The following is a 10,962-nucleotide window of genomic DNA, read 5'->3' as shown; positions in this document are numbered from 1 at the left end:
GTGTCGGTGATCTCATGCCGACCAACCATGGATCATGAAGACTATCCGGTGCCATTGATCCACGAGATACGCCCTAGTGCGCCGCGGCGCCGCCTGAGGCCAGCCGGGTGACGGTGGCGACCGTGTACGTCCTCCCGGCGAGGTTGCCCGCCGTCACGCGGCATACGGTCGTCGTGCGGCCGTGGTGGATCACCTCGGCGGTCACCACCAACGCGTCGTCAAGGCTGCCGGGGCGAAGGAAGTTCATACGCACCGACGTGGTGCGGCTGGCGCTTCCCTCGTCTGACGGCGTGATGGCGCTGGCGGCGAGCTCGGAGACGCAGAAGAGGATGCCGCCGTGCACTGTGCGGCTGGAGTTGTACAGCCGGGAGGGGTCCTCGATGACGACACGCGCCAGGCGCGGGCCTGGCTCCACGCTGGCGCCGAGGAGGTCCGCGACGTCGTGGCAGCGCGCCGGCGGTCCCTCGCCCGACGCTGCCCGTGGCCGTCGTGACGCCGGCTCGGGCCTCGCCGCCGGTGAGCCGGGAGACACCACGAACTGGAACCGGGCGGTGCCTACGACGACGGCCGCGTGCGCGCCGTCGAGAACCTCGCAGCGCGCGTATCCGCCCCTGCTGTCGATGTGGATGAGCCGGCCGACCGTCACCAGCCGGCCGCTACGCAGGCCGTCCGGTCTGAGCACATCCACGGACAGCTCCGCGGTGACCGACCCGTGTCCCGGTGGCCTGGCCCGCAGCACGCTGAGACCGACGGCGTTGTCGATCGCGGCGCCGAGCGCGCCGAGGGAGGGCTCGCCGGCTGGCCAGGTGCTCCACGGCCCCGTGCTCATCCCTATGCGCACGGCGTCGTTCTCGAAGGTCGGCAGATCCATCCGGAAGAGGTTGGAGAGAACACCGCGCTGGCTCCGTTGCCGTGGCCACGCCGAGCCGGCTGCTGGCCTCGCGGCTGCCGCCGGCCCATCGGGCGCGCCCACAGCGAAGCTCTCCACAGCGCCTCCTTCTGGCCGTGTCAGCGCCTACTTCAGTGAGTGGCTGGGAAGTTGAGGTCGACCTGGCTGGATGGCTGGTCGGGCCACCGAGAGGTGACCACCTTCGTCCGCTGCCGCGCCGCGTAGGAGGTGTTCCTGCGACGCGGGCGCCAGTGGCCGGTTCTCGGGTCTTCGCCGACCGGTCCGTCGGCGTGACGCCGAGATCATGGTCGGGACCGCGGCTTCTCCGGCACCACCGACCACGAAATGATATGAGACTGTCTCGTTTACTTTGGAGTCTGGTGGGCCTACAGTCAAGGCCCGGGAGGCGCCCGTCAGGACGGGCATCGACGGCTCCAGCGGCGGCGGTTCGGACCCGGAACCGCCCTCCCATCGCTTCAATCTGCCGTCAGCCCGTGGCGAGCGGCGGCGTCGCGGTCATCAGGCCGCGGTAGGAGCCTTGCCCCGGGAGGAGCAGCATGGATCTTGGTCTGGCCGACGCGACGGCCGTCGTGCAAGGTGGCAGCAGGGGCATGGGGCGGGCGGCGGCGGAGTGCCTCGCCGCCGAGGGCGCGAAGGTCGGCGTGCTCGCCCGTCGCCGCGCGGACGCGGACAAGACCGTCGCGCGCCTGATCGCGCTGGGCGCCCCGGACGCGGTGGCGCTACTGGCCGACATCACCAACCCTGTCGAGGTGACCGCCGCGTTCGAGCTCGTCCGCCAACGATGGGGCGCGCTGAACATCCTCGTGAACACGGCTGGTCCGAGCGTTGGTGGACGCTTTGAGGAGCTCTCCGACGATGACTGGCGCAGAGCGGTCGACGCCGGTGCCTTGGGCATGATCCGTTGTGTCCGGGCCGCCTTGCCGCTGCTGCGCGCGGCGGAGTGGGCCCGGGTCGTGAACCTCTCGGCGCAGTCCACCAAGCGGCAGTCGCCGTCGCTGGTCGCCTTCACCGCGGCCAAGTCGGTGGTTACCAGCGTCACCAAGAACCTGGCGCAGTCCCTCGCCGACGACGAGATCCTGGTGAACACCGTGTCGCCGGGCGCCGTTCTCTCCGACAGCCTGGCCGGATGGGCGAGGCGTAACGGCGTCGATCCCGAGGATCCATACGCGGTGATGCGTGGCATCACGGAACTTGTGGGACACCCCGCCTTCCTGCCGCGCGCGGGGCTGCCGCACGAGGTCGGCCGGGTGATCGCGTTCGTCGCGTCCCGCCACAACAGTTACATGACCGGCGCGAACATCAACGTGGACGGCGGCTCCGACTTCTGCTGAGCCCACCGGGTCGAGAAACGCGGCCATGCGTGGTCGGTCCTGGGGTGGCCTGCTCGGCATGGGGCGCGGCGTGGCGGCCGGCGGCGCTGGTCGGCAGATCGGATCCCACCCGACCTCGCTGTCAGGCTTGCGTGTGTTCCCTGCCCGTGAGAGGCCCGTGGCGGAACCGGCGCCGGCCCGCGGCCGGTGAACCGGCTCACGCCGGCACGGCCGGGCGTCGACGCCGGGGGCCACATGATTGCTCCTACACTGAGACCCAGGCGTCTCGTTACCCAGATCGGCGGTCCCAGTGCGCCCTCAGTATCGACGGTCCGTGCCCCCGTTCGTCCTCACCGCCGTTGGAGCATGAGTCCATGTCGCCGCGCCCGCGTACGCCGGAGGACATCGTCCTGCGCGCCACCATCGACGTCGTCGCCGAACTGGGCCTGTCCGCCGTCACCGTCGAAGCCGTCGCCGAGCGCTCAGGCGTCAGCAGGCCGACGATCTACCGCCACTGGGGATCGCGCGAGAACCTCATACACGCCGCGTTCACCCGCATTCAGCGGGCCCTCAGCGAGGCCGACACCGGGTCGGTGCGCGAAGATCTTATCGCGATGCTCAGCCAGCTCGTCACCTACCTCAACCGCATCCTGGTCTTCCCCTCGCTGATGGAGGCCGCCGTGCGCGACCCCAAGCTCGCCGCCCTGCGAGAGGAGACCGAGCGGGAGTCCAGGATCATCTACGAGCGCGTCATCCGCCGCGGCATCAACCGGGGCGAGCTGCCGGACGGCATCGACGTCCAGCTGTTCATCGACCTCGTCATCGCGCCGTTCGTGTACAGGCGCGTCAACAGCCAGCAGAAGATCAGTCCCGCGAGCGTTCCTCCCGTCGTGGACGCCGTGCTCGCCGCGTTCAGCCGGATCCCTGCCTGATCACCTGGGACCGAGGCCACGAAGTGGGTCCATCAGGATTCAGGTGGCTGGTTTTCGTGAAGGGCGCGTTCGACGAGCCGGATGAGCCACGTGACGCAGCGGATCGCTGCCTCAGGTTCGAGCTCCCAGTCATACACCAGATGCCGGAACGACGTGACGTTCCACAGCAGGTCGAGCGCCGCCGCGGCGATCTCACGGTCATCTGACGGCCATTCCCGCGTCGCCGGCGTCACCGCCGCCACCAGCGCCTCGTGCTTGCGCCGCCGGGACTCCACGACCGTCGGGTCGATCGGAGTCTGCGGCGGCCCGGGCGGGAACGACGCCAGGTACTCGAACACCCGCTGACTCACGTCGGCGATGTCCTCGAGCCGCAGGTGATCCAGATCGACGCCGGACTCCTGTTGGACCTGGTCCATGACCGCGTCGCGCAACTCCCGCTCACTGCCGAAGTACCGGTACACGGTCCGCTCGTTCACGCCGGCACGGGTCGCCACGGCCCGGACGGTCAACGCCGGCCAGTTCCATGTGGGGGCGACATGCAGCAGTTCGGTGCCCGCGGTCAGGATCCGGTCGCGGGTGTCGGCCGCCTGCTGGCGACGGACAGCGCTGTTGTAGGACCGGCGGCTCGGGGCCGATTCGCTCTGCACGCCATCCGTCGGTGTTCGGCTCATCCGGTGACGATAACCGGCCGGGCTGACCCGGCCGGCAGTCTGTACGGGCGAGGCACGACCCGTCCCGCGGGGGAGTCGACCGCGCCCGACGGACGTACCAGCCAGGCGCCGGGGGGCTCACGCACGCCGGTACCTCCGCGGATGCGTGGACCCATCGGTACCTGGCCAGTCAGCGCAGTGCCCCGACATCCACATGGCCGATTCGGCGCGCGAACCGCCAGTGTCCGTCCTCGCGCACGAGTTGATCGACGTGGCGGCCGACGAGCACCCCGGGTGAACCGTCCGGCAACCACGAGATCGCGGCCCACACGCACTCCCCAGAGGCGGTGTCATCGCCGAGCTCGATCCGCGGTGAGCCGAGCAGATGGACGGAGCCCTTGGGGCCGTCCGGGGAGGCCGCGATCACCTTGGCCGCCGCCCGCTCGATCTCGTCCCGGCCGTCGGCCCGCATGACGGGGCCCAGCCGCAGCTTGGCCTCGCGCGCGAACAGCGCCGCGTACGCGCCGGGGTCACCCGCGTCCAGGTGGCGCCCGTAGTCGATGTACAGCCTGCGGATCTCCTCCAGGTCCTCGAGCTGGGCGACGCGTGTCACGAGCGCGCGTAGCGCCTCGTCATCTCGGTTCATGGCGGCGGTTCCCTCCATCCGGGGTCTGCGTGCACAGCCGACAAAGGCGCGTGGCCGCCGGCCGGCTAGACGATGCCGAGACCGGCGGCCTCGTTGCGCCGACGCCATTCCGCCCGGGGCATCCGAGCGGTGTCGACGTCGGTGGCGGCCGCCCGCAGCGCGCCGACGGTCGCGTCCTGCCTCCTCGTGTGGACGAACGGGTCCCAGTCGAAGAAGCGGCAGGCGTTCTGCCAGGTGATCCTGTGGATCTCCTCGTCGGCGCAGTCGGCCGCCTGGAACTCCTTCCAGGCGGACTCCGGAGCCTCCGGCCAGGTGGTGTCCGTGTGCGGGTAGTCGCATTCCCAGGCGATGACGTCGATGCCGATCTCCTCGCGGAGCTTCAGGCCGGACGGGTCGGTGATGTAGCAGGCGAGGAAGTGCTCGCGGAACACGTCGGACGGCAGCTTGCCCTCGCCGAAGCTGTTGTCGATCCACGCCTGGTTCTGGTAGTGCCGGTCAACGCGGTCGAGATAGAAGGGGATCCAGCCGATGCCGCCTTCGGACAGCGCGACGCGCAGGTCCGGGAAACGGCGCAGCGTCGGGCCGAACAGCAGGTCCTGCGCGGTGAGCATGGTCAGCTGCGACGGGATGACGACGGTGTGGTCGATCGGCGCCTCGGGAGCTAGCCGGACGAGGTCCCAGGCACCGCCGATGTGCAGGGACAGCACCATGTTCTCGTCGACGAGGGCCTTGAGCATGGGGTCCCAGTGGCCGGACAGGAAGCTCGGCCAGCCCCGCCCGTGCGGGGCCTCCAGGAAGCTGATGGACCGGCAGCCCTTGCGGGCGAGCCGATGGACCTCGGCGACGGCGAGGTCGACATCCCACATCGGCACGATGCCCAGGGGGATGAACCGGCCCGGGTAGGCGGCGCACCACTCGTCGATGTGCCAGTCGTTGTAGGCCTGCAGCATGACCAGTGAGAGGTTCTTGTCGGCGACCTCGGTGAACGTGCGCGCGTTGAAGCCGGCCATGGTCGGGAAGCACATCGACGCGAGCACGCCGTTGACGTTCATGTCCCGGACCCGCTCGTGCACGTCGAAGCAGCCTGGCCGCAGCTCAGCGAACGCGCCGGGGTTGAAGCCCCATTCCTCCTTGGGCCAGCCGACGGTCGCCGACATGCCGAACGGGGTGGAGGTCTTCTGCCCCTGGAACACCCATTCGTCGACGCCCTTGTCGTTGCGGACGACCTTGGGCGCCTGGTCGAGCCACTTGGCCGGCACGTGCTTCTTGTACATGTCGGGAGGTTCGATCATGTGGTCGTCGATGCTGACCAGGATCATGTCTTCCGCGTTCACGCGGAGCTCCTCTCGCCGGTGCGGCGGACGTCTGTGGAGGGAAACCGGCTGGCTGGAGCCGGCGGGAGGTCCAGGCCGCCAATGGTCACGCGTCGCCGCGCTGAAGCAGGAGCACGCCGGATGGTGTGCCGCCGCCGGACGTGACGATGGCGGTTCGGGCGCCGGCCACCTGTCGTTCGCCGGCTTCGTGGCGCAGCTGCGCGACGGCCTCGTAGAGGAACCCGAACCCGTGGGTGCGGCCCTCGGAGAGCTGGCCGCCGTGTGGGTTGACCGGCAGGTCGCCGTCCAGCGCGATACGCCGGCCCTTGTCGATCCAGTCCTGGGCCTCGCCGATACCGCAGAAGCCGAGGCCTTCCAACCAGGAGACGGCGTTGAAGGTGAAGCCGTCGTAAACCAGCGCCAGGTCGACGTCGGCTGGTCGCAGGTTCGTCCGGGTCCACAGGTGGCCCGCCTGGCCCAGTACCTGCGGCTCGTGGGTGACGACACCCTGGTCCCAGGACAGCCGCTCGCGGATCTGGGTGCCGACCGCCTCGACCCGCACCGCGGGTTTTGGCAGGTCGGCGGCGACGGACGCGGCCGAGACGATGACCGCGACCGAGCCGTCACACGGGACGTCGCAGTCGTACAGGCCGAAGGGCGAGGAGATCATGCGGGCCGACAGGTAGTCGTCCATCGTGATCGGTTCCCGGTAGATGGCCGCGGGGTTGCGTCCCGCGTTCGTCCGGCCGTTGACCGCGATGGCCCCGAGCAGCTCCCGGGTCGCGCCGTAGCGGTGGAGGTACTGGTTGGCGTGCATGCCGATCCAGTTAGCCGCGGACGCCGCCCCGAACGGCACCCGCCACGGCATCATCGGCCCCGACAGCCGGCCGCCGGGCCGCGCCAGGCGCAGTGCCTTGAAGGTCGACTCCCATACCGTGCGGAAGCACAGCACGTGCCGGCACAGGCCGGACGAGACCGCGAGCATCGCCGCGATCACGGAGCCGCCGGGACCGGGCAGGTCGCCGCCGCCGTTGATCCAGGTCGGGTGGATCCGCAGTGCCTCCTCGAGGGCGGTCACACCGCCTTCGTTCATTCCGGCGCCGCTGACGCCGCCCGGGTACGTCGACAGCCCGTCGATGTCGGCCAGGGTCAGCCCGGCGTCCTCGACCGCGGCGAGGCAGGCGTCGACCGTCAGCGACAGTGGGTCGACCATGAGCCGGCGGCCGTACGCCGAGCGTCCGATCCCGGACAGGACCGCCCTGTGCTCGAAACGATCGTCGCTGACCGGCGCTCGCGGGGCGGGCAGGTCGGGCTCGCCGACCCGGTCGGTCGGGTCCGTCCGGCCGGTGGGCTCGAACAGCGGCAGCCACACATCCTCGTGCTGCTCGAACCGGACGGTGACCTCCTGTCCGATGTGCACCTCGCCGGGTTCGCATCCCACGACGTTCGTGGTCAGCCGGACCTCGGCGTCCTCCACCAGGGCGACGTTCGCGACCACATACGGTGGCGGCAGTTCCGGCAGCCACCGCTGGGAGTTGACGGTGAAGCCCACGACCGTGGCCCGGCCGGAGACCTCGGCGGGCGTCCAGGAACGGCTCCGGCACTTCGGGCAGATGGGGACTGGTGGGTGCACGAGGGTGCCACAGTCCGAGCAGCCCTGGATGCGCAGCTTCCCATCGGCGCCGGACTGCCAGAACCACTTGTTCATGGGCGTCAGCTCAGGAAGAGGCCGCATATCTAACTCCTCGCGGGTCGGGGTGTCTTCTCGCGTGCCACTACGCGACGACGCCGCGAAGCTTGAGCCCGAGGACGGTTTCCCAGTCGAGACCGAGTTCGGCGAGAATCGCGTCGCCGTGTTCGTTGAACCGCGGCGCCCGCCTCGGCACCGCGGGCTCGTCGTCGAACCGGACGGGCGCGGCGGCGAGACGGAACGGCGTACCAGCGGCGGTGTGACACTCCTGGACGTAACCGTTGGCGACGGTCTGCGGGTCCTCCGCGACCTCGAGGGTGTGCTGGATGACGGCCCACTGGCCGGTGAAACCGTCGAGCAGTGTCCTCCACTCCTCGACGGTCCGCTCGGCGAACGCGGCGGCGAGGATCTCGACGGCGTCGTCGCAGTTGCGGTTGAGCGACGCATGGTCGGCGAACCGCGGGTCGGCGACGAGGTCCGACCGGCCGAGGATCTCGCACAGCGGCGGCCAGTACTTTCCGGCCTGGAGGCAGGTCAGCGCCAACCAGTGGCCGTCCTTTGTCTGGTAGTTGCGCGACAACGGGTTGGTGCCGTTGCGGCCGCCGCGTACCTGCACCCACGGGGTGCCGAGCGCCATCGACAGCGCCATCGCCTGGCCCATCGCCCAGATGCCGGTGCCGAGGAGCGATACGTCGACGGTGGTCGCCTGGCCGGTGCGCTCCCGGTGAAACAGGGCACCCATGATGCCGCCGGCGATCGTCATCGCGCCGATCGAGTCGCCATAGCCCGGGGCCGGCGGGCCTGGGACGTGGCCGTACTCGGGGCGGGCGAGCGCCATGCCCATCCCGGCGCGGTTCCAGAACGCCAGCGCGTCGTAGGAGCCCTTGTCCGCGTCGGGCCCGTGCTCTCCCTGCCCGGTTCCCCGGACGTAGATGATGTCCGGGTTGTGGGCGCGGATGTCGACGAGATCGATCTTCAGCTTCTGGCGGACCCGCGGCAGCTTGTTCGTCAGGAACACGTCGCAGGTCGCGGCCAGCCTGTGGACGACGTCGAGGCCCTCGTCGGTCGTCAGGTCAAGGCCCAGGCTCTGCTTGCCGCGGTTGGAGTGTTCCAGCAGCACGTGGACGTCCGAGGGCATGTTGAGGACGCCGGTCGAGGCGAGGCCCCTCATCGCGTCCCCGCGCTCGACGTGTTCGATCTTTATGACCTCGGCACCCCAGTCGGCCAGCAGCGCGGACGCCGCGGGCACGAATGTGTGCTCGGCCACCTCCAGGACGCGTACGCCCTGCATCACCGCGGTCATGCGGTCCTCCACCCTCGTGACGACAGGCCGGCCGGACGGGGCGCGGCATGGTCTGTTCTCACCTCTTCACCCGGGCCGTGCGGACCTGGAGCCGGGGTCCCCACGCAGGGCAGCGGTGCGTGGCTGGCCGCCCGCCGCGGCTGCGCCCGGAGCCGCGGCGGGCCGCCCAGCCGGCCTTGACGTTCACAGCCGAGTCGTGGCCCCGGGAGCGGCCGGTCCGCCGCGGCCGGCGTCCAGCCGACCCGGTGCCCGCGGCATCGGCGGCGCCGGCGCTGGCGGCGTTCGATGGCGCCGGCGGTGTTCGATGGATGGCCCTGGCCTAGGGGACGGTCTGCAGCACGGCCGAGGCCGTGGAGACCTTCCGGTTGCCGTTCCCTTCGTCGTACAGGATCACCCGGACGCCGACCTTGCCGTCCGGGCCCCGGTCGGCCTCCGCGTCGGCCCGGAACGGCCCAGCCTTGGCTCGCGACAGGAACATGACGTGCCACGTCTGCATCTGGAGCCGGTCGGTGCCCAGCAGCTCGGCCGCGGCGGACACCGCGGCGGTCTCGAGCAGCACGTGCTGCGGCCCGATGTGCAGCGCCGCGTCCGGCGAGGCGAGCTCGACAGAGAGCGCGGGCAGTGTCCAGCGGCCGTCGTCGCGGCGCACGCAGCCGAACGCCTTCCACAGTGGCGGCAGGTCGGGGCCGTCGACGATCTCGAGCTTGGCCTCGTCCATCTTCTTCAGCCCGCCGGGCGGCGTCCCGATCTTGACGCCTTGGCCCTCGGTGTACGCGATGACGCGCTCGGGGTTGTCCGCGTCGACGATCTTCGAGCGGCTGTAGCCCATCCGGCTGCCGATGTGCAGCGGCTCGGACTCGAGCACCTCGATGCGCCTGACGTCCCGCGCGCCGTCGAGGATCTGGCAGGAGTGGATGACCGGGTTCGGGACCGCCACCAGGTCGGAGCCCACGTTGCCCCCGGGCGAGCTGATCGACAGCGGCGCGACCAGCAGGCCGCCGGCGGCGTTGCGCATGTCGCGGCGCAGGGTCACGGTGTTGTCGGCCGGACCGGTGTTCATCGAACTGTGGTTGCGGCCGATGTAGCGGTAGCTCAGCAGTCCCGTCCAGCGCCGGTGGAGCTCGGCGGCGTACGCCTCGGGGTCGTCTGTCAGCTCACGGATGTCGCGCGGCACTTCTACACCTCCGCCAGCTGCTTGACCAGGCCGGCGTTCTCGTAGGCACGCCGGAGCTGGGCCTTGGCCTCCTCGGGCAGGACCGCCTGCGGCGGCCGGCCGTGCGGGTAGTCGCCCATGGGCAGGCCCATGATCGTCGCGACGTACCGGTAGGCCTCGGACCAGTGGGTGAAGTACCCCGGCCGGCCGGGGTAGCGCGTGTACCAGGCGCCCTTCTCCGCGTAGAGCGCCGTCAGGCCGGACGCCGCGCCGTGCTCGATCGCCTCGGCGATGCGACCTTCCCAGATCAGCGTCCAGTACTCGGTGTACATGCGCTTCTCGGGGGTCTCGAAGAGGTAGCCGGAGGTGCCCAGCTGTGCCGCGCCGACGATGCCCTGCTGCAGCATGCCCGCCCGGTAGGCGATCGAGTCGCACTCCCAGATGAACAGCTCGGGCGTCAGCCGGTGGATCACCGGGCTGTCGCCGTAGTGCATCGTGCCCTGCTTGAGCGCGCACACCGCCGGGATCTCCGCGGCGATGTGGGCGATCTCCGCCGGGGTGAGCACGTAGCCCGAGGACGGCGAGTTGAAAAGGCCCAAAGCGATGTCGGTGCGGTTCGCGACGTAGCGGTAGAAGTTCAGGACGCCCTCGCCGCCGTGCACTTCCATCGTCGGGGTCTGCAGGAAGCAGATGTCGGCGCCGGCCTGCTGCGCGTGCCGGGTGAGCTCGACCGTGTCCTTGGCCGAGTTCGCCACCGTGCAGGCCTGGATGACGGTCGCCGGCGCGATCTTGCGGGCCTCGTCGATGGCGACCTCGACGAGCTTCTTGCGTTCCTCCGTCGTCAGCGCCCACCACTCGGCCAGCCCGCTGGTCAGCCAGAGCATGGGGTGCCCCAGGTCGCCGACGCAGTAGCGCACCAGCGCCCGGTAGGCGTCGTAGTCGATGTCGTCACCGTCTGGGCCGCTGAAGGGCGTGTACAGCGAGTCCCCGATCCCGTGCAAGCCGCCGTCGGCGACCCACTCCCGTGCCTGGCGTGCGGATGGCAAGACGTGCCC

At 70.4% G+C, this 10,962-nt stretch carries 10 protein-coding genes; 2 read left to right on the top strand and 8 right to left on the bottom strand.

The features are described 5' to 3' along the window. Nucleotides 1–73 precede the first annotated feature (73 nt). Nucleotides 74–871: a hotdog fold thioesterase gene (locus I6A81_RS29430; RefSeq protein WP_203003640.1), complete on the bottom strand. Its 798-nt coding sequence runs from the start codon at nt 869–871 to the stop codon at nt 74–76. Nucleotides 872–1,446: 575 nt separating this feature from the next. Here I6A81_RS29430 and I6A81_RS29425 point away from each other — a divergent pair. Both I6A81_RS29425 and I6A81_RS29420 read left to right on the top strand, forming a co-directional pair. Next, nucleotides 1,447–2,241, top strand: coding sequence for an SDR family NAD(P)-dependent oxidoreductase (locus tag I6A81_RS29425; protein ID WP_203003639.1), 795 nt, complete (start codon nt 1,447–1,449; stop codon nt 2,239–2,241). Nucleotides 2,242–2,594: 353 nt separating this feature from the next. Beyond that, nucleotides 2,595–3,152: a TetR/AcrR family transcriptional regulator gene (locus tag I6A81_RS29420; RefSeq protein ID WP_203003638.1), complete on the top strand. Its 558-nt coding sequence runs from the start codon at nt 2,595–2,597 to the stop codon at nt 3,150–3,152. Between the two features lie 32 nt (nt 3,153–3,184). Here I6A81_RS29420 and I6A81_RS29415 read toward each other — a convergent pair whose 3' ends face one another. From I6A81_RS29415 to I6A81_RS29385, 7 genes are all read right to left on the bottom strand, one after another. Continuing rightward, nucleotides 3,185–3,823 carry a TetR/AcrR family transcriptional regulator gene (locus tag I6A81_RS29415; protein WP_203003637.1) on the bottom strand — a complete coding sequence of 213 codons (639 nt, stop codon included), beginning with the start codon at nt 3,821–3,823 and terminating at the stop codon, nt 3,185–3,187. Nucleotides 3,824–3,992: 169 nt separating this feature from the next. Next, nucleotides 3,993–4,448 (bottom strand): nuclear transport factor 2 family protein, encoded by a 456-nt coding sequence (locus I6A81_RS29410; protein WP_203003636.1) that lies wholly within the window; start codon nt 4,446–4,448, stop codon nt 3,993–3,995. A 65-nt stretch (nt 4,449–4,513) separates the two neighbouring features. Next, a complete protein-coding gene (locus I6A81_RS29405; protein ID WP_203003635.1) occupies nt 4,514–5,782 on the bottom strand; it encodes an amidohydrolase family protein in 1,269 nt (422 codons plus the stop codon). A gap of 85 nt (nt 5,783–5,867) precedes the next feature. Continuing rightward, nucleotides 5,868–7,496, bottom strand: coding sequence for a thiolase C-terminal domain-containing protein (locus I6A81_RS29400; protein WP_203003634.1), 1,629 nt, complete (start codon nt 7,494–7,496; stop codon nt 5,868–5,870). A 40-nt stretch (nt 7,497–7,536) separates the two neighbouring features. Beyond that, nucleotides 7,537–8,754 (bottom strand): CaiB/BaiF CoA transferase family protein, encoded by a 1,218-nt coding sequence (locus tag I6A81_RS29395; RefSeq protein WP_203003633.1) that lies wholly within the window; start codon nt 8,752–8,754, stop codon nt 7,537–7,539. A gap of 319 nt (nt 8,755–9,073) precedes the next feature. After that, nucleotides 9,074–9,928, bottom strand: coding sequence for a hypothetical protein (locus I6A81_RS29390; protein ID WP_203003632.1), 855 nt, complete (start codon nt 9,926–9,928; stop codon nt 9,074–9,076). 2 nt (nt 9,929–9,930) lie between these two features. Continuing rightward, on the bottom strand, nt 9,931–10,953 hold the full coding sequence (locus tag I6A81_RS29385; protein ID WP_203003631.1) for a dihydrodipicolinate synthase family protein: 1,023 nt from the start codon (nt 10,951–10,953) through the stop codon (nt 9,931–9,933). Between the last annotated feature and the right edge of the window lie 9 nt (nt 10,954–10,962).

Origin of the sequence: Frankia nepalensis, assembly GCF_016786325.1 — a bacterium.
Lineage (GTDB): Bacteria > Actinomycetota > Actinomycetes > Frankiales > Frankiaceae > Pseudofrankia > Pseudofrankia nepalensis.
The sequence above is the reverse complement of the archived record's forward strand: the minus strand, read 5'-3'. Positions and strand labels throughout refer to the sequence as shown.

What these genes read in the sequence shown, in the direction of transcription:
- I6A81_RS29425 (WP_203003639.1), top strand. Translation starts at nt 1,447, where the DNA reads ATGGATCTTGGTCTGGCCGACGCGACGGCCGTCGTGCAAGGTGGCAGC.
- I6A81_RS29410 (WP_203003636.1), bottom strand. Translation starts at nt 4,448, where the DNA reads ATGAACCGAGATGACGAGGCGCTACGCGCGCTCGTGACACGCGTCGCC.
- I6A81_RS29395 (WP_203003633.1), bottom strand. Translation starts at nt 8,754, where the DNA reads ATGACCGCGGTGATGCAGGGCGTACGCGTCCTGGAGGTGGCCGAGCAC.
- I6A81_RS29415 (WP_203003637.1), bottom strand. Translation starts at nt 3,823, where the DNA reads ATGAGCCGAACACCGACGGATGGCGTGCAGAGCGAATCGGCCCCGAGC.
- I6A81_RS29430 (WP_203003640.1), bottom strand. Translation starts at nt 871, where the DNA reads ATGGATCTGCCGACCTTCGAGAACGACGCCGTGCGCATAGGGATGAGC.
- I6A81_RS29420 (WP_203003638.1), top strand. Translation starts at nt 2,595, where the DNA reads ATGTCGCCGCGCCCGCGTACGCCGGAGGACATCGTCCTGCGCGCCACC.
- I6A81_RS29400 (WP_203003634.1), bottom strand. Translation starts at nt 7,496, where the DNA reads ATGCGGCCTCTTCCTGAGCTGACGCCCATGAACAAGTGGTTCTGGCAG.